Source organism: Streptomyces sp. NPDC001663 (genome assembly GCF_042893105.1).
GTDB lineage: Bacteria > Actinomycetota > Actinomycetes > Streptomycetales > Streptomycetaceae > Streptomyces.
Window position 1 is genome coordinate 113,192 of the sequence record NZ_JBIAUR010000009.1, and the last position, 25,378, is coordinate 138,569.

The window sequence follows — 25,378 nt, forward strand, 5'->3', positions numbered from 1 at the left end:
GCGAATGAATCCCGGTAGCCCCCGACGTCATCGCCCGCCGGACGCCCGCTGCTGGCGGAGCACCGCCACCCGGCGGTAGAGCTCGACGGCCTCGGCGCCGCGGCCGAGTTGTTCCAGGCAGTGGGCCTCGTCGTTGCGGCTGGCCAGGGTGTCGGGGTGGTCGGGGCCCAGGACGCGCTCGCGGGCGGCGGCGACGCGGCGGTACTCGGTGAGGGCGTCGGGCCAGCGGCCGAGCCAGCCGAGGCCGACGGCGACCTCGCGGCGGCTGACGAGGGTGTCGGGGTGCTCGGGGCCCAGGACGCGCTCGCGGATGGCGCAGACGTCGCGGGACTCGGCGAGGGCCTCCTCCCAGCGGCCCAGGCGGCCGAGGTTGACGCCGAGGCCGTGGCGGGCGCGCAGGGTCTCGGGGTGGGTGGGGCCCTGGACGCGGGTGCGGTCGTCGATGAGGTCGCGGTAGAGGGTGAGGGCTTCGGCGCTGCGGCCGAGTCGGCCGAGGCTGATGCCGACCTCGTAGCGGGCGGCGAGGGTGTCGGCGTGGTCGGGGCCGAGGGCCTGGGCGCGGGCCTCGGCGACCTCGTGGTAGGTCTGCAGGGCCTCGGGCCAGCGCCCCAACTGGCCGAGCGCGTAGGCGACTTCGTAGCGGGTGACCAGGGTGTCGGGGTGGTCCGCGCCGAGCACGCGGGTGCGGGCGGCGGCCACGTCGCAGGCCATCCGGTACGAGTCCTCCAGGCGGCCGAGGCGGCTGAGGTTGAAGGCGAGGTTGTGGCGGCAGCGCAGGGTGTCCGGGTGATCGGGGCCCATGCCGCGCTCCCGGGCGGCGAGCACGGACGTGTACACCTGGTGGGCGTCGAAGTGACGGCCCAACTGCCCCAGCACGTACGCCATTTCCTGTCGGGCGGCGAGCGTGTCGGGATGGTCGGCACCCAGGGCGCGGGTTCTGGCCGCGGCCACGAACTTGTACTCCTGCAGCGCGTCGGTGGCGCGGCCGGTACGGCTGAGGGTGAAGGCGACCTCGTAACGGCTGGCGAGGGTGTCGGGGTGGTCGGGGCCGAGGAGGTGGGCGCGTTCCGCGGCGACCGCGCGGTGCACCTCGCCGGCCTCCGCCCAGCGGCCCAGGCGGCCGAGGCTGAGCCCGGCGTTGTGGCGTCCGGCCAGGGCGGTGAGGGTTTCCGCGGAGGGGGCGGACGGCTGCTCGGGCGCGGGCTCCTCGGTCCGCCCGTTCGGGGGGCGCGGGATCCACTCGCCGGTCAGGCCGGCCCCGGCGTCCGGGGGTGTGGTGCTGAGGCCGGCGCCGGTGGCCTTGTGGCCGGTGGTCATGCCGCGGGTCCAGGACGGCAGGCGCGCCTCGCGGGAGGCGGGCTGCTCGGGCGGCCGGAGCACCGGCTGCGGGGTCACCACCGTCGGCACGTACGTCGGCGTCGTACGGCCCAGGCTGATTCTGCGCCCCAGCTCCCGGGCGTCGTGCGGACGTTGCTCGGGCCGCTTGGCCAGCAGGTCCAGGATGATCTTCTCGAGGTACTCGGGCAGTTCGGCGCGCTGGGTGCGCGGCGGCCGGGGCGGCGTGTCGCGGTGGCCGACCAGGATCGCCCAGGCGTCGTCGAGGTCGAACGGCGGGGCGCCCGTGGCGATCTCGTACAGGACACACCCCAGCGAATACAGGTCGCTGCGCTGGTCGACCTCGCTGCCGCCGATCTGCTCGGGCGACATGTAGTGCGGGGTGCCCATCGCGATGCCGGTGCCGGTCAGCCGGGAGGTGAAGCCGATGTCGTGGCCGAGACGGGCGATGCCGAAGTCGCAGATCTTCACCGTGCCGTCGGTCAGCCGCATGATGTTGGCGGGTTTCAGGTCGCGGTGCACGATGCCCTGCTGGTGGGTGTAGGCGAGGGCGGAGGCGACCTGGTCGGCGATCTCCACAACGTCCCCGACGGGCAGCGGGTGGTGCTTGTTGTCCTCCATGAGCTGGGAGAGGTTGCGGCCCTCCAGCAGCTCCATCACCAGGTAGAGGATGCCGTCGGACTCGCCGAAGTCGTGGACGACGGTCACCCCGCGGTGCGACAGGGCTGCGGCCACGCGGGCCTCGCGGCGGAAGCGCTCGCGCAGGACGCGGGTGAAGGACTGGTCGTGGTGCGGGCCGAGGGGCTTGAGGCACTTCACGGCGACATGCCGGCCGAGGGACTCGTCGCGGGCCCGCCACACCTCGCCCATACCGCCCCGCCCGATCAGATCGAGCAGCCGGTACCGGCCCTGGATCAGCCTGCTGTCCCCCATCTTCTGCGATCGCCCCCGTAACTGTTCGCCCCGCCCACCCCTGGCTCGTCCAGTATGGCGAGCTATCGTCCGAGTTTGTACGGTGCCGGGCGGGAGCCGGGGCCGAGCCGTGACATGGCGCGGAGGATGTGTTTGGGCGGGAGTTGCCAGCGCACACGTGCGGGAATGCAGCGAAGTAGGTTGCCCGTGGCACGCAGTTGCAGGGTGACCGTGTCGGGTTTCGGGGCCGGTCTGCCGTACAGCTCGTGGGCGTACGGCGGCAGGGCGGCGTACGCCAGCTGTGCCACGCGCCGCCACAGCACCTCGCGCGCCGGGACGAGGAGGAAGTGCGTCGGGGGGCGGAGGAGGAAGTCGTCCACTTCGCGTGCCTCGGGTCCGACGGCGAGTTCGGGTCGGACCTTGTCGAAGTAGGCGGCCATCTCCTGCTGGTCGGCGGGTACGGCGTCGGGGTCGAGGCCCACCAGGCGGGCGCTGACGCGGTGTTCGCCGATGTAGCGGTCGGCCTCGGCGTCGGTGAGACGGAAGCCGGAGCGGCGGGCGACCTGGAGGTAGGAGTCGATCTCGGCGCAGTGCACCCACAGCAGCAGTTCCGGTTCGTCGACGCCGTACTGCTCCCCCGTGCCGGGATCGGTCGCCGACAGCATGCTGTGGATCTTCCGGACGCGGGCGCCGGCCCGCTCGGCGGCCTCGCTGGTGCCGTACGTCGTGGTGCCGACGAAGTTGGCGGTGCGCATCAGCCGGCCCCAGGCGTCACGCCGGAAGTCGGAGTTCTGCATCACGCCGCGCACCGCCCGGGGGTGCAGCGCCTGGAGGTAGAGCGCGCGGACGCCGGCGACCCACATCATGGGGTCGCCGTGCATCTGCCAGGTCACCGAGGACGGTCCGAACAGCCCGGGGTCTCCTGCCTGGATGTCCGTCACCTCTGCAGGCTATCGCCGTACCCTCGGCATCCCCAGACCGATCCACGAGATGATCTCCCGCTGGATCTCGTTGTTGCCGCCGCCGAAGGTGAAGATGACCGCCGAGCGGTAGCCGCGTTCCAGTTCGCCGTGGAGGACCGCGCCCGTCGAGCCCTCCTTGAGGGCTCCCGCCGCGGCGACGATCTCCATGAGCCAGGCGTAGGCATCCCGTCGGGCCTCGGAGCCGTAGACCTTGACCGCGGAGGCGTCCTGAGGGGTGAGGGTGCCGTTCTGGGCGGCGTTCACCATCTGCCAGTTGAGGAGTTTCATCGCGTCGAGTTTGGTGTGGGTCTGGGCGAGGCGGCGACGCACCCAGGGCAGGTCGAGCACGCGGCGGCCGTCGGCGAGCTTGGTCTCGGTGGCCCAGCGCTGCACGTCCTGCAGGGCGCGGATGGCCATCGTGCCGTGGGCGGCGAGGGTGACGCGCTCGTGGTTGAGCTGGTTGGTGATCAGCCGCCAGCCCTGGTTCTCGGCGCCGACCCGGCGGGAGACGGGGACGCGGATGTTCTCGTAGTAGCTGGCCGTGGTGTCGTGGGAGGCGAGGGTGTTGATGAGAGTGCAGGAGTAGCCGGGGTCGGTGGTCGGGACGAGCAGCATGGTGATGCCCTTGTGCGGCGGGGCGTCCGGGTCGGTGCGGGTCGCCAGCCACACCCAGTCCGCGGTGTCGCCGTTGGTCGTCCAGATCTTCTGGCCGTTGACGACGTACTCGTCGCCGTCGCGCACCGCGCGCGTCTTGAGGGATGCGAGGTCGGTGCCCGCGTCGGGTTCGCTGTAGCCGATCGCGAAGTCGATCTCGCCGGAGAGGACCTTCGGCAGGAAGTAGGCCTTCTGCTCGTCGGTGCCGAACTGCATGATCGTCGGCCCGACCGTGTTGAGCGCCATCAGCGGCAGCGGGACGCCGGCCTGGGCGGCCTCGTCGAAGAAGATGAACTGTTCCATCGCCGTGAGCCCACGCCCGCCGTACTCCTCGGGCCAGCCCACGCCGAGCCAGCCGTCCGTGCCCAGGCGCCGGATGGTCTCGCGGTAGAAGCGCTTCTGGGCCGCCGGGTCGCCGTGCCGGGCATAGGAGTTGTCGGGCACCAACTCGGCGAAGTACGCGCGCAGTTCGGTGCGCAGCCGCTGCTGCTCGGGCGTGTATTCGAGGTGCACGGCGCCTCCAGGCTCCCGGGACCGGTCCTGACGGCGCACACCGTAGAACGTGTTTCAGAAATTGGGAATGGCCCGGTGCATCGGGGATTGGCGCGGCATACGGAAAAGGGCCCCCGGCCGTCGTCCGGGGACCCCTTTCGTTGAACTGTTCAGTGCGCGGCTGAAGTGCTCAGTGCGCGACAGGAGTTGCCCGGGCCTCGGCCCGGGTTACCGACGACTCGGCCCCTTTCGGGGCCAGCAGACGCTCCGCCAGCAATCCGAAGACCAGCCCGAAGGAGGTCCACAGAGTCGCCTGGACGGCCAGGGCCGCCAGGCGGAACTGCCACAGCAGGGTGGCCGAGAAGTCCTTCGGGACCTCGTTGATCGCGGGCAGGAACGCGTACGCCAGCCCGACGACGAGAAGGAAGAAGGCTCCTGCGACGAGCGTGGCGTTCCAGTTGCCCAGGCGCGGCGCGAGGCGTTTGCCCAGGATCACGGTGGCGACGGCGAGCAGCACGCTGAGCGCCATCATCAGGAAGTACAGCGTGGTGCGCTTGCCGATGGTGTCGGGGTCGCCGACGGACGGCGGGTTGGCCGGGTACTTCAGGAACGGCACGACGTACACGGCGATCAGGCCGGCGGCCGCCAGGAGCAGCGCGCTCGCGCGCGGCCCGAAGCGGCCGATCCGGCCCAGCGCGAAGCAGTACGCGAGCGCGGCGATGCCGCCGAACGCGATGCCGTAGACGAGGACACCGGTGGACAGACCCGCGGTGGACTGCATCGTGCGGCTGACGGCTTCGACGCCGTGCTCGTGGGAGTGCGCCTCCTCGTAGGCGATGGCCGCGTCGACGCGCGGTTCACCGAGGAAGTAGGCGACGACGAGGGCGAGCAGGCCCGCGGCGAGTCCCGCGAGCATGCCACGCACCAGGAGGTTGCGGACGGTTGCCGAGTTCATGGGCTGTGCGTTCTCCCCGGCCGTCAGTGGCAGGGGAAACCGAGCAGGTGGCGGGCGTCGTGCACCCACTCGTGGACGTTCTCTCCACTCATCACGGAGGTGGCGCCCTGCTCGGCGCCGACGAAGTAGAGCAGGACCAGCATCAGGATGCCGAAGAAGACCGCCCAGGGGACGATCGCACCGATCGGCAGCTTCGCCGGTACGGCGGTGGGGGTGGTGGTCGGCTGAGCGACAGACTGCGCCATGGCAGGCCCTCCTGGGGAACTCGCGTCCCGTCTCGGTGGTGCACAGGACGACGGGCGGGTCTGACTCGCCCGGCGCGCACCCAGGGTGCGTGCAGGGCATTACAGTGGCGCGACCGTGCCGGATTCCCACCGGCTTCCGCTGTGCCGTCGTCAATATCGACGAGACGGTACCGCGAAGCGGAGGCGCGGCCAAGAGCGCACGGAAGTGCGGCGAGCGCCCTGGGAACCGCTTTCGCCGCCGAATCGAGGGGCTGGACAAGGGTGTTGAGCGCGGGAGTGGGCGCATGACGAGCCGAGTGATCTTGATCTCACCCGCGATCACCGCGGCGCTGAGACAGGCCCGCTTCGACGACGGCTGCTCCCTGGACGCGGCCGGACTGCGGCAGGCGCAGGCCGCCGCCGGTACGGTCCCCGCGGTCGAGCGGGCCTGGTCCTCCCCCACCGTGCGCTGCCGTGAGACGGCCGGTGCGCTCGGGCTGGACGCCCTGGACGCACCGGAGTTGGCGGGGCTGGACGCGGGGCGCTGGCGCGGGGCGACGCTGGCGGAGGTCGGTGAGCGGGATCCCGAGGGACTGGCCCGGTGGCTGTCGGATCCCGGTTCGGCGCCGCACGGCGGTGAGTCGGTGCGGGCGCTGTGCGACCGGGTGGCGGGCTGGCTGGAGACGGCCGGGCAGTCGGCGGGTGCGAGCGTGGCCGTGGTCGAGCCCGAGGTCGTACGGGCCGCGGTGGTACGGGCGCTCGGCGCGCCGGAGTCGTCGTTCTGGCGCGCCGACGTCCCGCCGCTGGCCGCCGTGGAGCTCAGCGGCAGGGCGGGGCGGTGGAACGTACGGCTCGGCCGGCCGCTCGGCACCGCGGAGTGAGCGCCGGTTCACTGCGGCGCCGGGCGGATCCGCGCCCCACCGTGGGCGTCGATGCACCGTCTCCAGGAACGTCAGTGGGCGTCAGTTCAGCGTGTCGAGGAAGTCCGTGCACGCCTGGGCGCACTCCCGGCAGGCCTTCGCGCCGTCCTCGGCACCCGGCTGCCGGTCGAAGACGTGCGCGCACTCCAGGCACACCGTGCGGCACCACTCCACCTGGATACGCATACCGGCCTCGTCCAGGCGGTTCTGCTCGGACAGCACCCGGCACGTCGCGTCGCACACCTCCGCGCACATGATGCCCTTGCGTCGTACGAGTTCCTGCTCCTCCGTGCCGTCCGGATCCACGAGGCCGGCGCGCAGCGCACACGCGCGTGCGCACTCGGTGCATGCCAGCGCGCAGGCGAAGCGGTCCTCCAGGAACTGGAAGAGCTCCTGCTGGGTCGTCGATGTCACACTCTGCGGGTAGCCGCTGCCGATCGCGCCAAACCCGGTGTTCGCCATGGTTACGGCGGTGGGGCCGGGGTGGGCAGGTTCATGGCGGACGCCCCGGGTACCCGCGGGCCCATGAGTACCGCATGGATGGACATCGCCGCAGGCCGCGGCGCACTGGGGATCGGCCTGGCCGTGGCGGGCCTGGTGGTCGTGGCACTGCTGATCGGCGCGTTCTGGCTGGGCGCCCGCATCCGGCGCCGCGAGCCGGGCCCGCCGAGCCCGGAGGAGCAGCCGCGACTGCCGGACGAGGGCCCGGTCCGCGAGGTGCTGGAGAACCGTGAACCCGACGAGGTGCCGCGCAGCGATCGCCGACTGACCCCGCACGAACTGCCCGGGCACGGCAACTCACCGACCCGGACCGGTCCGTCCAAGCCGCGGCGGCGCTGGAGCTAGGGCAGCAGCGGGTCGTTCGGCAGCGGCGGCCCGGGCGCCCGCTGACGCCGGGCCCGCCCCCTCCATCACCTGGAGAAGGGAGGAGTCCGGAGCCGGATTACCGGCGCCTGGGAGCCGATCCGACCGCCAGGACGAGGATCAGGCCGAGGCCCATGAGCACCTGGTCGCGCATCAGATGACGCAGACCGGTGGTCACGGCAGCGTGGCCGAAGCGCGCGCAGGCTTCCCGCACAGACGGGGACTCCGCCATGGGCCCCATCGTCTACACGACACCAGCTGAGCCCGCAGCCGACACCTCATAGTCGATCGGTCTCGCTCACAACGTCACCTCTGGTGCTCGTGGGCCCCTTGATGCCGTTGCGTCACCGGACATCGGCCGTCGCACCCGGTACGGCCGTCACCCCGCCGGCCCCTATCGGCTCGCCAGGCGGCCCTCGCCGGGATCTCCTCGAAGACATGACAGGTACCGACGCGCCCCCACCAGAGCCGGAGCGCCCCCGTGAGACTCCTGCCGAGGACCAGGAGCTCTCGCCACAGAAGGCCCACGAACTGGACGAGTTGCGCCGCCGGGTGAGTGAACTGGAGAGTGCCAGGCACGAGCCGAAGCACCGGCTCCGGGCCCTGGGCTCGGTCCTGCTGATCATCCTGGCGTCGGTGCTGGCGCTGCTCGCCGTGGTCGCGGTCTGGGCGAACAGCATCATCCGCGACACCGACCGCTACGTCGCAACCGTGGCACCGCTGGCGTCCAACCCCGACATCCAGCAGGCAGTGACCACCCGGGTCACCAACGTCGTACTGAAACAGATCGACGTGGATGCACTGGTCGCACAGCTGAGTGACGCGGCGTCGGAGAAGGGGGTTCCGCCCAAGGCCGCGAGCCTCATCGGCAACCTGAGCGGTCCCATCGAGAGCGGTCTCAAGGAGCTGGTGCACAGCACCGTGTTGCGGGTGGTCTCCAGCAGCGCCTTCGAGACGGCCTGGACCAATGCCAACCGCCGGGCCCACACCGCCGTGGACAAGGCGCTGACCGGGTCGGCCGACTCTGCGATCTCGCTGAAGGACAATCAGGTCGCCATCGATGTCGGGCCCATCGTGGCCCAGGTGAAGGACCGACTGGTCAGTTCGGGCTTCGCGCTGGCAGCGAAGATCCCGGACGTCCACACGGAATTCGTCGTGGTCGAGGGCAAGGACGTCGGCAAGATCAAGTCGTATCTGAGAGTGCTGCAGATCATCGGCAACTGGCTGCCCGTCATCGCGGTGCTGATCGCCGCCGCGGGCGTGTTCCTGGCGTCCCATCGCCGGCGGGCGCTGATCGGGGCCGCGATCGGGGTGTTCCTCGCCATGGTGCTACTGGGTGTGTGCCTCACCGTCTTCCGAACGGTGTATCTGGACCATCTGCCGCCGGGGACGAACTCGGACGCCGCGGGAGCCGTCTACGACTCGCTGGTGAGGTTCCTGCGCTCCAGCGTGCGGGCCGTGGGGGCGCTGGCCCTGGTCACAGCCCTTGGGGCCTTCTTCATCGGACCGTCACGAGTTGCCGTGCTCACCCGCCACTTCTGCACCAGGGGCATCGGCGCCGGGCGGGACGTGGCCGTCTCGGCGGGGCTGCGCCTGGGCGCGGTGGGGCGGTTCGTGCACCGCTTCAAGGCTTGGATCGGGGCCGCGATCCTGGCGGTGGCCGCGATCGTCCTGTTCACCTGGAGCTACCCGACCATGATGGTCGTGATCTGGACGGCGGTGATCGTGTTGGTGGCCTTCGCGATCCGCGAGTTCCTGGACACCGCGCCCGCGTGACACCCCGTCAGCCCGGCGGTGTCCGGTGTGCCGCGCGTCCCAGCAACAGCAGTTGCTCCGGGACACGATCCCCACGATTCCGGCCGGCACGACAACCCTCACCGAGAAGAGGAACGTGGCGGTGACGGCGAGCAGGAACCCGACGATCAGGGCGGCGAGCCCCTGCCGGATCCCGTGCGAACCACGTCGGACTGTTCGCTGAAGAGATAGGTCACAGCAGGGAGCAACTGGGCAATTTCCCGCAGGTCTTCACCCACCTCTCGCTCATCATGACGGCGACGACCCTGGACGACGCGCCCGACCGGCCGGCGGTTCGCTGAACGCGGGGATCCGCGGCCCCTGCGGCAGCAGTTGGACCACGACGAAGGACACCACGGCGGACAGCACCACCAGCGCGACCGTGTCCACATTGCCCAGCAGGAGCACGACCAGGACCACACTGCTCACGGGCACCCGCAGGGCCGCGGTCACCGACGCCGCCATCCCGACCGCCATCGCGGGCACCAGCCCCAGACCGGGCAGCGGCGCCAGCAGGACGCCGGTCGCCCCGCCCAGGAACAGGGCGGGGAAGACAGGGCCACCGCGCAGGCTGCCCAGACAGACCGTGTACGCGAGCCCCTTGAACACCAGCACCGCGACGAGCGCGCCCACCGACCAGGCGTGCGGGTCCTGCGCCAGGCCGGCCAGGGCGTCCTCCCCCGACATGGCGGCGTCGGCCGGCGAACGGCCGGTGGCGACCGCGTAGAGGGTGATGAAGCCCGCCGCCCCCAGCGCGCACAGAATGGTCTTCCGTACAGTCCGGGTCGTCACGAAGCCGGCCACGAACCTGCCGCCCACGAACACCCAGTGGATGAGGAAGGCGAGGGCCGGCGCGATCACCAGGACCCACAGGACGTCCGCCCAGTCGAGCGGCGGTGGCTTCGGCAGCCCGATGTCCAGGCTCCCGGTCTCCAGGCCGGTCCAGTGCACGAACCCGGTGAAGATCAGGTCCCCGACTCCGCTGGCCAGCAGGGCCGGCAGCATCACCGCGAACAGCTGCGGCCCGCCTATCCCGGCCACCTCCATCAGGAGTACGGCTCCCACCACCGGGTTCCCGAACAGCGCCGAGATGGCCGCCGCGGCCCCGGCCGCTCCGAGCAACGCCGTGCTCGCCTCGGTCTGGGGTGCCCGGACCAGGCTCGCAAAGAGCAGCGCCAGACCGCCGCCCAGGGCGATCAGCGGCGCCTCGGGACCCAGTACGACCCCGAGCGGCAGGCCGACCAGCGCGGCGACGAGGACACCGGGCAGTGCTTCCTTGGTGACCCCGCCGGAATGCAGACCGCCCGCCGGGATGTGCCCGCCCCGCCCGGGAAGCCGGGCGACCACCAGACCTACGACCAACCCGGCCACCGCCATCAGGGGCAGCGCCCACCACCAGGGAGCCTGCTTCCAGCCCAGGTCCTTGGGCCAGTCCGTCCAGATCAGCTGCTCCAGTTGGTGGAGCGCCACAAGGAACCAGAAGGCGACCAGCGCCACCGGAACACCGATCAGCCCGCAGAACACCAGCGCCTTGCGGTATTCGGGGCGGCGCAGCATGGTCTGCAGCTGGTCGGCCTCTTGGGGCTGATTCCCCGGCGCGGGCCCGGCCGCTGCCGTTTTCGTCCCGGCGATGGGGTCCTCCTGAGGTCAGGACACGACAGGTGATTCAACCCATAACAGGACGATGCTATCCAGTCGGCCTTCCATTGCCCGTCGCCACGCTGCCGAGCCGGCAGACAAATCCTCCGCGGCAGGGCGTCGAAGCCTGGCCCGTGCCCGGCATCCAGGGTCGAGGCTCGCTGAGTCGCGCCCGGATGGCCTACGTCCTCATGCCGAACCCGTGGCCCATCCGTAGCGTCTGATGCGGATCTGAGACCGATATGTGAGGTGACTGGTGGCTCTGCACAACGCTCAGGAACCGGCGGCCGATCCGACCGTCGACATCTTCGCCTCGCCGCTGAGTGAGCGGCCCCTGCCCAAGCGATCGATGCCGGAGTTCCCCGCGCCACCGTCCGTGGTCTTCCAGCTGCTGCGCAACGAGCTGCTCCTGGACGGCAACGCCGCACAGAACCTGGCCACCTTCTGCACCACCTGGACGAACGACGAGGTCCGCCGCCTGATGGACCTGTGCCTGGACAAGAACATCGTCGACAAGGACGAATACCCGCAGACCGCGGAGATCGAGTCGCGCTGCGTCAACATCCTCGCCGACCTCTGGCACGCCCCGGCCGGCACGGACGGCGACGCCAATGCCGTGGGCTGCTCGACCACCGGCTCCAGCGAGGCCGCCATGCTCTGCGGCCTCGCCCTGAAGTGGCGCTGGCGCGACCGACGCCGCGCCGCCGGCCTGTCCACCGACCGCCCGAACCTGGTGTGCGGGCCGGTGCAGGTGTGCTGGGAGAAGCTCGCCCGGTACTTCGACGTGGAGCTGCGCCAGGTCCCGGTGGAGCCCGGAGCGACCGGCCTGCAGCCGCACCAACTGCGCGAGTACGTCGACGAGAACACCATCGGCGTCGTCGCGATCCTCGGCGTCACCTACACCTGCACCTACGAACCGATCGCGGAGATCGCGGCCGAGCTCGACCGCCTGCAGACGGAGACGGGCCTCGACATCCCGCTGCACGTCGACGCGGCCTCCGGCGGATTCATCGCGCCGTTCCTCCACCCCGATCTGGTCTGGGACTTCCGGCTGCCCCGAGTCGCCTCCATCAATGCCTCCGGCCACAAGTACGGCATGGCACCGCTCGGCGTGGGCTGGGCACTGTGGCGCGACAAGTCCGCCCTGCCGGAGGACCTCGTCTTCCATGTCGACTACCTGGGTGGCGACATGCCGACCCTGGCGCTGAACTTCTCCCGCCCCGGAGGGCAGGTCGTAAGCCAGTACTTCATGTTCCTGCGCCTCGGCCGCGAGGGGTACCGGCGGGTGTACCAGTCCTGCGCCGACACCGCGCAGCATCTGGCCCGCCAGATCAGCGAGATGGGCCCCTTCACCCTCCTCTACGACGGCGCAGACGCGCTGCCGGCCGTCTCCTACACGCTGACCGACCCGGCGTCGACGAGCTGGAGCCTCTACGACCTCTCCGACCTGCTGCGGATGCGCGGCTGGCAGGTGCCCTCCTACCCGCTGCCGCCGAACCGTCAGGAGACGGTCATCCAGCGCGTCCTGGTCCGGCACGGCGTCGACCGCGACGAGGTCGAACTCCTCGCCGACGACATGCGCAGAGCGATCAAGCACCTCAACGAAGGCCACCCACGCGACGCGGAGCGCGCCGGCTTCCACCACTGAGGGCCAGGACGGGGCGAGTCGGCCGACGGCCACGCGAGGCTTCAGGTGCCTCTGGACGCGGGACCGGACTGGCGTTTCGCCCGGGGAATGGCCAGGTCAGCGATCTAGGCTCGGGCCGTGGAACAGCTCGAGCAGCGCACCGAGGGCGCGGGACCGTTCACCACCCGAGTCACCTGGCGCCTGCCCGGTGACGCCGAGGTGGTCTGGGAGTCACGGCTCGCACGACGGCGCGGAGTGCTCGCCGTCCGCACACCGAGCGCAGACGACGGTCGGCAGGCCCGTGCCGACGACGTCTCGATCCGCCGTCTGCGCAGGCTCAACGCCGTCGCCGCGACCGCCTTCGTCATCGGCGGGGCCCTGTTCGCGGCCGGCGCCGCCGTGGCCCAGTTCGGCTCCGGCGACGCCACCGAATGCGCCTCGATCTACTTCGCCGGCGGACTGTTCTTCAACATCGGCGGGTACGTCTCGTTGCTGCAGGTGATCAACGCGCCCCGTCACGTGATCGGCGGCAAGGCGCTGGTCACCCGCCGCTGGCGCTGGTGGAGCTACGAGCCCACGCGGGTGGACTGGCTGAGCGTCTTCCTCCTGTTCACCGGCACCCTGGTCTTCGGCGTGAACCTGCTGGATTCCTTCCTCCAAGGGCTGAACGTCCACCAGACCAACCGTCTGATCTGGGTACCCGACGTGGTGGGCTGCGTGCTGTTCCTGGCCTCCGGCCATCTCGCCCTGGTCGAGGTCTGCCACGGCCGGCCCCGCCTGCTCCTGCGCAGCCTCGGATGGTGGATCGTCGCGGTGAACCAACTCGGGTCCGTCCTGTTCATGGTCTCGGCGATCGCCGCGTACACCCGCCCGGCCACCGGCAGCCCGGTCAACATCGACATCGCCAACTGGGGCACCCTCACCGGCGCCCTGTGCTTCTCCGTCGGCGGCGTCCTGCAGCTGTACGAACGCCCGTAGAGCACCGCCCGCTGAGGCCTACGTCGAGCGGGGCTGAGTCGTCGGGATTCGGTGGGTGAAGAACATCGCGAGGAGCGAAGTGAGGGCAAGGATCGCCAGTGCGGCCCGAAGGCCGTCGAGCCGTGCGTCGGCATTCGCGTCGAGCGCGGCCTGCGTCACGTTCGTGCTCGTGCCCTCCTCGTCGAGGGCGGCCTTGAGCTGAGCGTCCGACAGGAAGGGCACGCCACTTTGGAGTTCGACGCTCGCCTTGCTCTTGACCTGGGCCGGGATCTCCGGGTTCTGCTCGATGTTGGCAAGAAACGAACTGGTCAGCGCGGCGATCAGGACCGACCCGGCCAGTGCGGTACCGATCGAGGAACCGAGGTTGGTGACCGCGTTCTGGACGCCGCCCACTTCCGCGCTCCGCTCGTCCGGCACCGCGGACACGGTGACCGAGCCGAGCTGCGACGCCAGCGCGCCCATGCCCAGCCCGATCAGCAGGAGGGGAATGGTGACGACTTCCGCACCCGCGTCGGCGTCGAGCGCGGCCATCAGGACCACTGCTCCCGCGAACAGCGAGAGGATCCCGAGCTGGACCACCCGCCGCGGCGAGACATCCGGGAGGAACCGCGGGATGAGGATCGCGGCGGCCAGCAGGGTCAGCGAGAGCGGCAGGATGCGGGCGCCGGTCTTGAGCGCGGACAGGCCGAGGGCCACGGACAGGTAGAGGGGTACGACGAAGAACACTCCCATTTGCACGAGGTACTGGAAGAAGAACATCGTCAGCCCGCCGGTGAGTTGCCGGTTCTGCAGGAGGGCCGGGTCCACGAGTGGTTCCCTGTGCCGCTCCACGAGGCGTGCCTCCCAGCGGAGGAACAGCCAGATCAGGAGCAGTCCCGCCAGCATGAGCCAGACGACCAGTGAGATCCCGAGCCAGGAGGGCGCGTCGGGCTTCGGCTGGAACCAGCCCCATTCGTCCGAGCGGAGTACGCCGTAGACGAAGACCCCCAGCCCGGCGGCGGACAGCGCCGTGCCGACGAGATCGATGCGGGAGGGGTTATCGGCCGGTGCGTCGGCGATACGGCGGCCGAGGGCCAGGATGGCGAGCACGATCACGACTTCACCGGCGAACACCCAGCGCCAGGAGAAGTATGTGGTCGCGACACCTCCGACCAGCGGCCCGAGGGCGATCGCCACGGCTCCTGCGGCCGTGACGAGCCCGTAGGCGGCGGGTCGGCGTTCGACGCCGAAGTTGGCGGCGACGAGCGCCACGATCGCGGGCAGGATGAGCGCCGCCCCGAGGCCCTCCAGGAGCGACCAGCCGACCAGCAGCACCGGCAGGTTCGGGGCCAGCGCCGTGGTCAGGGATCCGCATCCGTAGACGGCGCAGCCGATCATGAATGCGCGTTTGTGACCGATCAGCGTGCCGACCTTGCCGCCGGGGATCATGAACATCGCCATCACAAGGGTGTAGGCGGTGATCGCGCCCTGGACCCCGGTGACCGTCGTGCCGACGTCGTCGGCCACCGTTGCGATCGAGACGTTCATGACCGAGCTGTCCAGGGCCATCAGGAACTGGCCGGACGCGAGCGTCAGGAGGACGAGTCGTGCGGCTGCCGAACGCTCAGTGCTGCCTTCCCGGGGTGCCATGCGCGCATCGTCTCAGCGGCCATGGTGATCGCCCCTCGACCCGCCACGGAGATCGACCGGTTGGCGGCCAAAGCGGGTGATCCCGTATGGCCGCGGACCAAAGGGCCTAGGCCGTGATCCGCTCATCTCCTCATCGGCTGTCGCTGGTCCCGGTGGTGTCCATCAGGGTCGCGCGTCCCGCCTCCAGTCGGGCCGCCGGGATGCGGAACGGTGAGCAGGAGACGTAGTCCAGGCCCGCCCGGTGGAAGAAGTGGATGGAGTCCGGGTCGCCGCCGTGTTCGCCGCAGACGCCCGTCTCCAGGCGGGGGTTGACGGAGCGCCCGGCCTCGACGGCGATCTCCACCAGCCGTCCGACGCCCTCCTGGTCGATCGAGTCGAACGGCGACACCTGGAAGACGCCCTTGTCCAGGTACAGCGGGAAGAAGGAGGCCTCCGCGTCGTCGCGGGACAGGCCCCAGGTGGTCTGGGTGAGGTCGTTGGTGCCGAAGGAGAAGAAGTCGGCGGCCCCGGCGATCCGGGCGGCGGTCAGGGCAGCGCGCGGCAGTTCGATCATCGTGCCGATCGGGCAGTCCAGTTCGGTACCGGTCTCGGCCGCGACCTCGGCGAGGACGCGTTCGGTCTCGGCGCGGGCCAGGCGCAGTTCCTCGACCGTGCCGACCAGCGGGATCATGATCTCGGCGCGCGGGTCGCCGCCGGCGCGCAGGCGGGCGGTGACCGCTTCGGCGACGGCGCGTACCTGCATGGCCATCAGGCCGGGCACGGCCAGGCAGAGGCGCACTCCGCGCAGGCCGAGCATCGGGTTCTGCTCGTGCATGCGCTCGACGGCGGCCAGGAGTTCGCGGTCGCGCGGGTCCGGGTCGGTGGCTTCGGCCAGGCGGACGGCGAGTTCCGTTCGGTCGGGCAGGAACTCGTGCAGCGGCGGGTCCAGCAGCCGGATCGTCACCGGCAGCCCGTCCATCGCCGCGAGGATTCCGGTGAAGTCCTCGCGCTGCAGCGGCAGCAGGGCGGCGAGGGCCTGTTCGCGGGTGGTGTCGTCGCGGGCGAGGATCATCGCCTCGACCAGTGCCCTGCGCTCACCGAGGAACATGTGCTCGGTGCGGCACAGCCCGATGCCCTGCGCGCCGAGGCTGCGGGCGCGGGCGGCGTCCTCGGGGGTGTCGGCGTTTGCCCGCACCTCGAGGCGCCGTACGGAGTCCGCGTGGGCGAGAGCGCCGAGGACCGCTTCGGTGAGCGGGCCCGCAGCGGTGCCGGTCTCCAGCGCGCGGCCGACGTCGGACGCGGTGAGCGGGAGGGCGCCGAGGTGGACGGTGCCGGCGGTGCCGTCGACGGAGACGGTGTCACCCTCGTGGACGACCACGCCTGACTCGGTGGTGAACGCGCGGGCGACCGGGTCGACGCCGAGTGCCTCCGCGCCGCACACGCATACCTTGCCCATGCCACGTGCGACGACCGCCGCGTGGCTGGTCTTGCCGCCCCGGCTGGTGAGCACCGCCTGTGCGGCGATCATGCCGGGCAGGTCGTCGGGGGTGGTCTCGCGGCGGACGAGGATCACCTGCTCGCCCGCCGCGGCACGCCGTACGGCCTCGGCGGAGTCGAAGACGGCGGCGCCCACCGCGGCGCCCGGCGAGGCGGGCACTCCGTGGGCGAGGGGCACGTCGGTGGGCCGTACCTCGAAGCGGGGGAACATCAGCCGGTTCAGTTCGGTTCCGTCGACCCGGACCAGCGCCTCGTCGGCGGTGATCGCGCGTTCCTCGCGCAGGTCGTGGGCGATGCGGAAGGCTGCCTCGGCGGTGCGCTTGCCGACCCGGGTCTGCAGGATCCACAGCTTGCCGCGCTCGACGGTGAACTCGACGTCGCACAGGTCGCGGTAGTGGTTCTCCAAGGTCCGCATGTGGTCGCCGAGTTCGACGTAGGCGCGGGGGTCGAGCGACTTGAGCTCGCTCAAGGGCAGCGCGTCGCGCACGCCGGCGACGACGTCCTCGCCCTGCGCGTCGGGCAGGTAGTCGCCGTACATGCCGCGTGCGCCGGTGGCGGGGTCGCGGGTGAAGGCGACGCCGGTACCGGAGTCGTTGCCGAGGTTGCCGAAGACCATCGCCTGGACGTTGACTGCGGTGCCGAGGTCCTCGGGGATGTGTTCGCGGTGGCGGTAGACGCGGGCGCGCTCGGTGTTCCAGGAGTCGAAGACGGCGCGGATGGCGCGGGAGAGCTGGTCGGCGGGGTCCTGGGGGAAGTCCTCGCCGGTCTCCTTGCGGATGATGTCCTTGAACTCCTCGGTGAGCCGGGCGAGTTCGCCGGTGTCGAGGTCATGGTCGTGTGTCTTGTGTGCGGCGATGGCCTGCTCGAACAGGTCGGCGTCCACGCCCATCACGGTGTGTCCGAACATCTGGATCAGCCTGCGGTAGGAGTCCCAGGCGAACCGCTCCTGCCCGGAAGCCTTGGCGAGACCGGTGACCGACCGGTCGTTGAGACCGATGTCGAGGATGGTCTCCATCATCCCGGGCATGGAGAAGCGGGCGCCCGAGCGCACCGACACCAGCAGGGGGTCGTCGGCTGCGCCGAGCGTGCGGCCCATGGACCGCTCCAGTCCGGCCAGTGCGTGGGCCGCCTCGACGCCGAGTTCGGGCGGCTCCTCGCCGGTCTCCAGGTAGACCTTGCAGGCGTCGGTGGTGACGGTGAAGCCGGGCGGGACGGGCAGGCCGATCCTCGTCATCTCGGCGAGTCCGGCTCCCTTGCCGCCGAGCAGGGCGGCCATGTCCCGGCCGCCCTCGGCGAACTCGTACACGTACTTCGTCGGCATGGTCATCAGGGCCTCTCAGGCGTGGGGTACGACGGCCACGGGGCAGCCGACGTGGTGGATGGCGGCGTGGGCGACGGGCCCGATGCGCGGGCCGGCGGGCCGGTCGGTGATGCGGCGGCCGACGACGAGCAGGCCCGCTCCGGACGCGGCACGCAACAGCGCGGACTGGGGCCGGCCCTCGGTGACGGTCTCGGCGACCTCGACGCCGGGGTACTTGTCGCGCCACACCTGCAGGACGGCGGTCAGGAAGCCGTGCCACTCCTCGGCCCGCTCGGGGCTGCCCACGAGGCCGAGGTCGCCGGGGCCGAGCCCGATCGGGGAGGGCTGTTGCCAGGCGTGCACGACCTTCAGGCGCGCTCCGCGCAGCCGGGCCTCCTCGAAGGCGAACTCGATCACCTCGTCGCAGGGGTGGGCGAGGTCGATGCCCAACACCACGTCCCGGTATCGGGTCCGGGTGGAGCCGTTGCCCCGGCCGTCCGGGAGATGCTCGTCGGCGCCCTCTTCGCCGGCCCGGACCAGGACGACGGGCCGAGTGGCGCGTGCCACCACGCCCAGTGCGACCGATCCGACCAGGAAGCCGGTGAAACCGCTGAGGCCGCGCGAGCCCAGCACCAACACGTCGGCCTGCTCGGCCGTCTTCAGCAGGGCGGCGGTCGCGGGGCCCTGGACCTGTTCGTCCTCGATGCGGGCGGCGGGGCAGGTACGGCGGATGCGGTCCTCCGCCTGGTGCAGGGCGCGGCGGGCCAGATGCCGTTGCGCGGCCGTGGCGATCTCGCCGTCCTCCTGGCGCGGATGCCAGTTCCAGACGTGCACGAGCCGCAGCGGCCGGTCGCGGCGCACCGCCTCGCGGGCGGCCCACTCCGCAGCGGCCAGACTCTCGTCCGATCCGTCGACTCCGGCGATGACGGGCGGAAGCATGATGCGCACCTCCTGCGCTCGGTCTGCTCCTCGCCACCAGCCTCGTCCCGGCCCCTACCGCCGGGTATGGGCCGCCAGGGCTCAGGCCGGGCCCGTTCGGCCCCTGCACGGGCCGCGGGTCGGCGGCCAGGGTGGAAGACCCACGGGTCGGGAGGCAGCGGACCATGCAACGAGTGATCATCGCCGGGGTGGACGGGTCGGCGGGCAGCCGTGCCGCGGCCGACTGGGCAACGCGCGAGGCGCTGTTGCGCGCGCTGCCCGTGCGGGTGGTGCACGTGGTGCCGGCGGACGCGCCGGATGCGCTGGCGGACCATGTGGTGGCCGAACTCGTCGAGAGGCACCCTGCGTTGAAGATCCGGGCCACGAGCCTCGACGGGCCGCCGGTTGCACTGCTGCGCAGCGCCGGCGAGCGCGCCGAGCTGCTCGTGCTCGGCCTGCGCGGCGAGGACGGCGACGCCGACGCCGGGGTCAGTGTGGGCTCGACCGCGGCGGCCCTGGCCGAGGGCGCCGCCGGGCCGGTGGTCCTGGTCCCCGGCAGACGCACCGGCGAGGGTCCCGCGCGCCCCTCCACCGGCGTGAGCGTCGGCGTCGATGTCCGGGCCCCGGCGTCCGGAGCGCTCGGCTTCGCCTTCGAGGCAGCACGGCTGCGCGGCGTACGGCTGCACGCGGTGTACGCCTGGAAGCTGCCCCCGCGCGCCGCCACCTCGCCCTGGCCGGTCCTGGAGGAGGACCGGGCCACCTGGGAGGACCACGAGGTGCAGCTGCTGTCCGACGCGCTGCGCCCGTGGCGCGCGAAGTACCCGGACGTCGACGTCCTGGAGGACGTCGTGCTGTTCACCCCGGTGGAAGCCCTCGCCCACGCCTCGGAAGGCGCCGAACTGGTGGTGGTCGGACGGCCTTCCGGCTCGGCCTCCACGGTCCGGGAGCTGCTGGAGCACTGCCGGTGCCCCGTCGCCGTCGTGCCGTCGTAGTTCCGGTGGGGAGGATCGGCCCCGGCGGTTGGGTCGTTCGGCCTCTGTGGCGGCCCTATGACGGCGACGCACCGTGAGAAGCATGACCCCGTGTGCACGGATCGCCGTCATCGGCGTCGGGAACGACTTCCGGCGCGACGACGGCGTGGGCTGGGCGGTGCTCGCCGAACTGCGCGAGCGTGCCGGGGAACGGCCGCTACCGCCCGGGACCGTGCTCGCCACCTGCGACGGGGACCCCGCCCGGCTGATCGGCCTGTGGGAGGGCACCGACCTCGCCGTGGTCGTGGACGCGGCCCATGCGCACCCGGGCACGCCCGGCCGTGTGCACCGCCTCGAACTCGACGCCGGACACCTCGCGCAGCCGCCCAGGCCCAGCTCGCACGGGCTGGGCCTGGGCGAGGCCGTCGAACTCGCCCGGGCTCTGGGCGTGTTGCCGGGCCGGCTCGTCGTCTACGCCGTCGAGGGCGCCGACACCGCGCTGGGCACCGGCCTCTCCCCCGCCGTCGCGGCCGCCGTCGAACCCCTCGTCCACTCTGTCGAGTTGGAGGTCGCCCGGCACCGGGAGCCTGCGACAAGGGGGCGGGCATGACCGTGCGCCGCTTCCACGTGGAAGGCATCGTCCAGGGCGTCGGCTTCCGGCCGTTCGTGTACCGCACCGCGGCCGAACTCGGCCTGGACGGCTGGGTGGCCAACGTCAACGGGCACGTGGAAGGTGAGGTCGCCGGGCCGCCCCGGGCCATCGAGGAGTTCGCGGCACGCCTGCGGGCCGACGCGCCCGCGCTCGCCCACGTCCGCCGGGTCCGACTCACCAACGGCATACGTCGGTCGGCGTACGAGCGGGGGTTTCGCGTTCGCCCCAGCGCGCCCGGCGTCACGGACACGGCTGCGCGCGAGATCCCGCCCGACGCCGCGATCTGCGACGCCTGCCTGCACGAGTTGCGAGACCCGCGCGACCGCCGGCATCGCTATCCGTTCATCAACTGCACCGACTGCGGGCCCCGCGCCACGATCATCGAGGACCTGCCCTACGACCGCGTCCGCACAACCATGCGCCGATTCCCGCTGTGCGCGCAGTGCGCGGCCGAGTACGCCGACCCGGCCGACCGGCGCTTCCACGCCGAACCCGTCGCGTGTCCCGTGTGCGGACCAAGGCTGGCCTGGGAGGACCTGCGCGGCGAGGAGGCCCTGCGCGCGGCGGTCGGGACCGTCGGCGCCGGTGGGATCGTCGCGCTGAAGGGCCTCGGCGGCTACCAACTGGTGTGCGACGCGGGCGATCCGGTGGCCGTGGCGGAACTGCGGCGCCGCAAGCGCCGTCCGGCGAAATCGTTCGCCGTCATGGTCCGCGACCTCGCCACGGCCGCCCGGCTGGCGCGGATCGGCGCCACGGAACAACGGGAGCTGACGTCCCCCGGCCGTCCCGTGGTGCTGCTCGCCCGGCGCGGGAGGAGAGGGATCGCTCCGGAAGTCCACCCGGGTCTGCCCCACATCGGCCTGTTCCTGCCCACCACCGGACTGCACCACCTCCTCCTCGACGACCTGGACCGGCCCCTGGTGGTCACCAGCGGCAACCTCAGCGACGAACCCATCGCCGTCGACGACACCGAGGCCCGCCACGCCCTGGCCGACATCGCGGACGGTTTCCTCACCCACGACCGGCCGATCCGCTCCCGCTACGACGACTCGGTGGTGCAGTTCACCGGCCGGACCCGGATCACGGTCCGCCGTGCCCGCGGGCTGGCCCCCGCCCCGCTGCCCCTGGGTGTGCGGGAGCCCGTCGCCGGGGCAGGAGCCCAGCTCAAGCACACGTTCACGCTGGCCGCGGACGGCCGGGCCCACCTCGGTCCGCACACCGGCGACCTGGCCGATCTCGCAACCCACGACGCGTTCCTGGCGTCGTACGACCATCTCAAGCGGCTCACCGGCATCGAACCTGTCGCCCTCGCCCACGACCTGCACCCCGGCTATCTGTCCACGCAGTGGGCCGAGGCGCAGCCGGTGCGGCGGATTCCGGTGCAGCACCATCACGCGCACGTGGCGGCCTGTGCGGCCGAGCACGGGGTGCGGGGGCGGTTCCTCGGCGTCGCCTACGACGGGCTCGGGCTGGGTGACGACGGCACCCTGTGGGGCGGCGAGATCCTCGTCGCCGATCTGAGCGGCTACCGCCGCGTGGGCAGGTTCGCGACCGCGCCCCTGCCCGGCGGCGACGCGGCGGTACGCCATCCCTCCCGTACGGCCCTCGGGCACCTGCTCGGCGGCGAGACGCTGGGCTCACCGCACCCGTACCCCTGGCTCACCCGTCCCTTCACGCAGCGGCTCGATCCGGCCGAGGTCGCCGCCGTGCGCGCCATGGTCGCCAAGGACGTCAACTGTCCGCGGGCGTCGAGTGCCGGACGGCTCTTCGACACGGTCGCCGCATTGCTGGGTCTGTGCGACCGGGTGGGTTACGAGGGTGAGGCCGCCGTCCTGCTCGAGGCGGCGGCGGGTGCCGAGCACGCCGTGCCGCTGGCCCATCGTGTGGTGCGGGCGCAGGGCCTGTGGGTGTACGACTCCGCGCCGACGCTGACCGACCTGCTGGGACGGCAGCTCGACGGTGAGCCGGTGGCCCGGCTGGCCGCGGCCTTCCATCTGACGCTCGCGATCGTCACCGCGGAACTCGTCGCACGGGCCGTGGCCGAGGGCGCGCCGCGCACGGTGTGTCTCGGCGGCGGCTGCTTCGTCAATCGCCTCCTGCTGACGGAGGTGAAGCGCCGGCTGCGCGCGGAGGGGCTGCGGGTGCTGGTCGGTGGTCAGGTCCCCGTCGGGGACGGCGGCATCAGTTACGGCCAGGCCGCGGTGGCAGCCGCGCGGCTGGCCGGGGAGGGGTGAGCGCCCATGTGCCTCGGCATCCCGGGCCGGGTTCTGGAGATCCACGACGACGCCGGACTGCGCATGGCCACCGTCGACTTCGGCGGGATCCGGCGCGAGGTCTGCCTGAGCTGCACGCCGGATGCGGACGTCGGGTCGTACGTCATCGTGCATGTCGGTTTCGCGATCACCCAGGTCGACGAGGCGGAGGCGCACCGCACCCTCGACGTGCTGCGGGCGATGGCGGGTGCGGTGGAGGGCGAGCTGGGCGAGCCGCTTCCGTGAGCGGTCCTCCGTAAGCGGCCTGCCGGAAGGAGCCCGTCGGAAGGGGTCCATCGGCCCTTTGGGATCCGGTCGGCCCGCCCGACAGGGACGGTCAGCCCCTGCCGCGGACGGTGTGCCGGGGCCGAACCTGGCTGTGGAGGGAGCACGGAGCCGCCTCGGACAAGGAGGACCGCCATGACCGCTACCCGAGCCCCGGCCGTGCTGGACCGGGACGGTCTGAACGCACTGGTCGCGGCTCTGGTGGCGCAGGGACGGACCGTCGTCGGACCGACCGTCCGCGACGGCGCGATCGTGCTGGCGGAGACGACCTCGGCGGACACGCTGCCGTACGGCTGGGGTGTCGAACTCGACGCCGGACGGTACCGGCTGGTGCGGCGTGCGGACGATGCCGCCTTCGCGCACAGCGCGGGACCGCAGTCCTGGAAGGCCTACCTGCACCCGCAGCGCGAGCAGCTGTGGAGCGCCGACCGGACCCCGGAGGGCGATATCTCCTTCACGTCGCACGAGCCGGAGGCTCCGTCGTACGCCTTTCTCGGCGTCCGCCCCTGCGACCTGAGGGCGATCGCGATCCAGGACCGCGTCCTGACCGGCGGACGGCACGAGGACACCGGCTATGGGCGCCGGCGCAGGGGTGCGCTGCTGATCGCCGCCGAGTGCACCGAGCCGGGCGCGACGTGCTTCTGCGTGTCCACGGGCGGTGGGCCGGCCGCCGACCCCGGTTACGACCTCGCGCTCACCGAGGTGGTCGACGAGGACGGGCACCGGTTCCTCGTGCGTGTCGGCAGCGAGGAGGGCGCCAAGCTGCTGGAGCAAGTGCCGTACCGCAGCGCCGACTTGGCCACCGAGGCAACCGCCCGCGCCTCGGTGGACGCCGCCCGCGACCGGATGGGCCGCTCGCTGCCGCCGGTGGACCTGCGGGCCCTGATGGGCGCGAGCCTGGACGCCGTGCGCTGGAACGATGTCGCCGAGCGCTGCCTGACCTGCGGGAACTGCACGATGGTCTGCCCGACCTGCTTCTGCACCACCACGGAGGAGGTCACCGACCTGACCGGTGACCACGCCGAGCGGTGGCAGCGCTGGGACTCCTGCTTCGACCTGGACTTCTCGTATCTGCACGGCGGCCCGGTCCGCGCCTCGGCGCGCAGCCGCTACCGGCAGTGGCTCACCCACAAACTCGCCACCTGGCACGACCAGTTCGGCACGACCGGATGCGTCGGCTGCGGGCGCTGTATCGCCTGGTGTCCGGCCGGCATCGACATCACGGAGGAAGTCGCCGCGCTGGAGGCCGAACTCGAAACGGAGACGGACTGATGGCCCCCTCGATCGCCCTGCGCATGAACCACGCCCTGCCCGCCGAGCACCGCGAACGGCTGCTGCGCGTCGCCCGCGAGGTCTCCTTTCCGGCGGGTACCCGGCTGTTCGAGGAGGGCGGGCACGCGGACCGCTTCTGGATCGTCCGGGCCGGGACGGCCGCCCTCGACATGCATGTGCCCGGGCGCCGCGCGCCCGTGGTGGAGACGCTCGGCGTCGGTGATCTCATCGGCTGGTCCTGGCTGTTCGAGCCGTTCGCGTGGCAGCTGGGCGCCGCGACCGTGACCCCGCTGCGGGCCTACGAGTTCGACGCCGTCGCCGTCCGGCTGATGTGCCTGGACGACGCCGAGTTCGGGCGGGCCGTCGAGCACTGGGTCGGCCGGGTGCTGGCCCACCGGCTGCACGCGGCACGGACCCGGCTGCTCGATCTGTACGGGCCATACGGCGGCGGCGATTCCCGATGACGGACGTCCCCGTGCCCCACCGCGTGGTCGCCCGGCGGCCGGACACCGCCGACACGGTCACCCTGTGTCTGGAGCCGCTTGCCGAAACGCTCGGTGACTTCGAGCCGGGGCAGTTCGCGATGGTGCACTGCTTCGGGCGGGGCGAGATCCCCGTCTCGGTCAGTTCGGTGCAGACGACCGGCGGTCTCGCGCACACGATCCGGGCGGTGGGCGCCGTCTCGGCGGGGCTGTGCGAGGCACAGGCCGGGGACGTCCCGGGGCTGCGGGGGCCGTACGGCGTCGGCTGGGAGCTGGAGCGGGCGCGCGGGCGTGACGTGGTGGTGGTCGCGGGCGGCATCGGGCTCGCGCCGCTGCGCCCGCTGATCCTGCGCGCACTGGCCGAACCCGCCCGGTACGGCAGGGTCAATGTGCTGATCGGTGCGCGCACCCCGGGCGACCTGATCGGCCCCGAGGAGGCGGCGCGCTGGAGCACCGCCTATACCGGCGTGACCGTCGACCGGCCCGACGACGAGTGGCGCGGGGACGTCGGCCTGGTCACCCAGCTGCTGGACCGGGCCGACTTCGAGGCGGCGACGGCCTGCGCGTTCGTCTGCGGACCAGAGCCGATGATCCGGGCCACCGCCCGCGACCTCGCACACCGCGGCATGCCCCGCGAACGGATCCGGGTCTCACTGGAACGCAACATGCGCTGCGCCACCGGGCACTGCGGGCACTGCCAGCTCGGTCCGGTGCTGCTGTGCCAAGCGGGTCCGGTGGTCGGCTGGGACCAGGCCGAACCGCTGCTGTCGGTAAGGGAGTTGTGAG

23 protein-coding genes and 1 riboswitch are annotated in these 25,378 nt (G+C 71.9%); of the genes, 12 read left to right on the plus strand and 11 right to left on the minus strand.

Translation table 11 applies throughout. The annotated features are described in order from the left end of the window. Nucleotides 1-27: 27 nt before the first annotated feature. From ACFY1L_RS28230 to ACFY1L_RS28250, 5 genes are all read right to left on the minus strand, one after another. On the minus strand, nt 28-2,268 hold the full coding sequence (locus ACFY1L_RS28230) for a tetratricopeptide repeat protein (RefSeq protein WP_388830159.1): 2,241 nt from the start codon (nt 2,266-2,268) through the stop codon (nt 28-30). A 62-nt stretch (nt 2,269-2,330) separates the two neighbouring features. Then, nucleotides 2,331-3,128 carry an oxygenase MpaB family protein gene (locus ACFY1L_RS28235; RefSeq protein ID WP_388831083.1) on the minus strand — a complete coding sequence of 266 codons (798 nt, stop codon included), beginning with the start codon at nt 3,126-3,128 and terminating at the stop codon, nt 2,331-2,333. Nucleotides 3,129-3,197: 69 nt separating this feature from the next. Beyond that, a complete protein-coding gene (locus tag ACFY1L_RS28240) occupies nt 3,198-4,376 on the minus strand; it encodes an acyl-CoA dehydrogenase family protein (RefSeq protein WP_388830162.1) in 1,179 nt (392 codons plus the stop codon). A gap of 169 nt (nt 4,377-4,545) precedes the next feature. Then, nucleotides 4,546-5,310: a CbtA family protein gene (locus ACFY1L_RS28245; protein WP_388830165.1), complete on the minus strand. Its 765-nt coding sequence runs from the start codon at nt 5,308-5,310 to the stop codon at nt 4,546-4,548. Nucleotides 5,311-5,333: 23 nt separating this feature from the next. Next, nucleotides 5,334-5,555, minus strand: coding sequence for a CbtB-domain containing protein (locus tag ACFY1L_RS28250; RefSeq protein ID WP_361266458.1), 222 nt, complete (start codon nt 5,553-5,555; stop codon nt 5,334-5,336). A gap of 35 nt (nt 5,556-5,590) precedes the next feature. Beyond that, nucleotides 5,591-5,739, minus strand: a riboswitch (cobalamin riboswitch). Nucleotides 5,740-5,839: 100 nt separating this feature from the next. Between ACFY1L_RS28250 and ACFY1L_RS28255 the strand changes: the two genes are divergently transcribed. Then, nucleotides 5,840-6,415 carry a histidine phosphatase family protein gene (locus ACFY1L_RS28255; protein ID WP_388830168.1) on the plus strand — a complete coding sequence of 192 codons (576 nt, stop codon included), beginning with the start codon at nt 5,840-5,842 and terminating at the stop codon, nt 6,413-6,415. Between the two features lie 81 nt (nt 6,416-6,496). Here the strand turns inward: ACFY1L_RS28255 and ACFY1L_RS28260 are convergent, their stop codons facing one another. After that, the gene (locus tag ACFY1L_RS28260) at nt 6,497-6,916 is read right to left on the minus strand and encodes a ferredoxin (protein ID WP_388830171.1); all 420 of its coding nucleotides are present in this window, start codon (nt 6,914-6,916) and stop codon (nt 6,497-6,499) included. 63 nt (nt 6,917-6,979) lie between these two features. Here ACFY1L_RS28260 and ACFY1L_RS28265 point away from each other — a divergent pair, with 63 nt between their 5' ends. Next, nucleotides 6,980-7,300 carry a DUF6479 family protein gene (locus ACFY1L_RS28265; protein ID WP_388830174.1) on the plus strand — a complete coding sequence of 107 codons (321 nt, stop codon included), beginning with the start codon at nt 6,980-6,982 and terminating at the stop codon, nt 7,298-7,300. Nucleotides 7,301-7,397: 97 nt separating this feature from the next. On the opposite strand, the gene ACFY1L_RS28270 is transcribed toward ACFY1L_RS28265, so the two are convergent. Next, nucleotides 7,398-7,550, minus strand: coding sequence for a hypothetical protein (locus ACFY1L_RS28270; protein WP_388830177.1), 153 nt, complete (start codon nt 7,548-7,550; stop codon nt 7,398-7,400). A 206-nt stretch (nt 7,551-7,756) separates the two neighbouring features. On the opposite strand from ACFY1L_RS28270, the gene ACFY1L_RS28275 reads away from it, so the two are divergent. Then, nucleotides 7,757-9,094 carry a hypothetical protein gene (locus tag ACFY1L_RS28275; protein ID WP_388830180.1) on the plus strand — a complete coding sequence of 446 codons (1,338 nt, stop codon included), beginning with the start codon at nt 7,757-7,759 and terminating at the stop codon, nt 9,092-9,094. 267 nt (nt 9,095-9,361) lie between these two features. On the opposite strand, the gene ACFY1L_RS28280 is transcribed toward ACFY1L_RS28275, so the two are convergent. After that, nucleotides 9,362-10,669: a chloride channel protein gene (locus ACFY1L_RS28280; protein ID WP_388830183.1), complete on the minus strand. Its 1,308-nt coding sequence runs from the start codon at nt 10,667-10,669 to the stop codon at nt 9,362-9,364. Between the two features lie 337 nt (nt 10,670-11,006). Here ACFY1L_RS28280 and ACFY1L_RS28285 point away from each other — a divergent pair, with 337 nt between their 5' ends. Together ACFY1L_RS28285 and ACFY1L_RS28290 are read left to right on the plus strand one after the other, a co-directional pair. Beyond that, a complete protein-coding gene (locus ACFY1L_RS28285) occupies nt 11,007-12,398 on the plus strand; it encodes a glutamate decarboxylase (RefSeq protein ID WP_388830186.1) in 1,392 nt (463 codons plus the stop codon). 117 nt (nt 12,399-12,515) lie between these two features. Next, a complete protein-coding gene (locus ACFY1L_RS28290; protein WP_388830189.1) occupies nt 12,516-13,355 on the plus strand; it encodes a hypothetical protein in 840 nt (279 codons plus the stop codon). Nucleotides 13,356-13,373: 18 nt separating this feature from the next. Here ACFY1L_RS28290 and ACFY1L_RS28295 read toward each other — a convergent pair whose 3' ends face one another. From ACFY1L_RS28295 to ACFY1L_RS28305, 3 genes are all read right to left on the minus strand, one after another. Beyond that, a complete protein-coding gene (locus ACFY1L_RS28295) occupies nt 13,374-14,984 on the minus strand; it encodes an MFS transporter (RefSeq protein ID WP_388830192.1) in 1,611 nt (536 codons plus the stop codon). Nucleotides 14,985-15,114: 130 nt separating this feature from the next. Beyond that, nucleotides 15,115-17,787 carry a pyruvate, phosphate dikinase gene (gene ppdK, locus ACFY1L_RS28300; RefSeq protein ID WP_388830195.1) on the minus strand — a complete coding sequence of 891 codons (2,673 nt, stop codon included), beginning with the start codon at nt 17,785-17,787 and terminating at the stop codon, nt 15,115-15,117. Between the two features lie 9 nt (nt 17,788-17,796). Beyond that, the gene (locus tag ACFY1L_RS28305; RefSeq protein WP_388830198.1) at nt 17,797-18,699 is read right to left on the minus strand and encodes a universal stress protein; all 903 of its coding nucleotides are present in this window, start codon (nt 18,697-18,699) and stop codon (nt 17,797-17,799) included. A 164-nt stretch (nt 18,700-18,863) separates the two neighbouring features. Here ACFY1L_RS28305 and ACFY1L_RS28310 point away from each other — a divergent pair, with 164 nt between their 5' ends. From ACFY1L_RS28310 to ACFY1L_RS28340, 7 genes are all read left to right on the plus strand, one after another. Next, entirely contained in the window at nt 18,864-19,670 is an 807-nt protein-coding gene (locus ACFY1L_RS28310; RefSeq protein ID WP_388830201.1) for a universal stress protein, read from the plus strand. A gap of 82 nt (nt 19,671-19,752) precedes the next feature. Beyond that, nucleotides 19,753-20,259: a hydrogenase maturation protease gene (locus tag ACFY1L_RS28315; protein WP_388830204.1), complete on the plus strand. Its 507-nt coding sequence runs from the start codon at nt 19,753-19,755 to the stop codon at nt 20,257-20,259. Continuing rightward, nucleotides 20,256-22,535, plus strand: coding sequence for a carbamoyltransferase HypF (gene hypF / locus ACFY1L_RS28320; protein ID WP_388830207.1), 2,280 nt, complete (start codon nt 20,256-20,258; stop codon nt 22,533-22,535). Before ACFY1L_RS28315 ends, hypF begins: the two co-directional genes overlap by 4 nt. Before the next feature lie 6 nt (nt 22,536-22,541). Further along, nucleotides 22,542-22,799: a HypC/HybG/HupF family hydrogenase formation chaperone gene (locus tag ACFY1L_RS28325; RefSeq protein WP_388830210.1), complete on the plus strand. Its 258-nt coding sequence runs from the start codon at nt 22,542-22,544 to the stop codon at nt 22,797-22,799. A gap of 174 nt (nt 22,800-22,973) precedes the next feature. Next, nucleotides 22,974-24,110, plus strand: coding sequence for a 4Fe-4S dicluster domain-containing protein (locus ACFY1L_RS28330; protein WP_388830213.1), 1,137 nt, complete (start codon nt 22,974-22,976; stop codon nt 24,108-24,110). Next, nucleotides 24,110-24,574 (plus strand): Crp/Fnr family transcriptional regulator, encoded by a 465-nt coding sequence (locus ACFY1L_RS28335; protein WP_388830216.1) that lies wholly within the window; start codon nt 24,110-24,112, stop codon nt 24,572-24,574. The genes ACFY1L_RS28330 and ACFY1L_RS28335 overlap by 1 nt, the downstream gene beginning before the upstream one ends. Further along, nucleotides 24,571-25,377 (plus strand): FAD/NAD(P)-binding protein, encoded by an 807-nt coding sequence (locus tag ACFY1L_RS28340; RefSeq protein ID WP_388830219.1) that lies wholly within the window; start codon nt 24,571-24,573, stop codon nt 25,375-25,377. The genes ACFY1L_RS28335 and ACFY1L_RS28340 overlap by 4 nt, the downstream gene beginning before the upstream one ends. Nucleotide 25,378 lies beyond the last annotated feature (1 nt).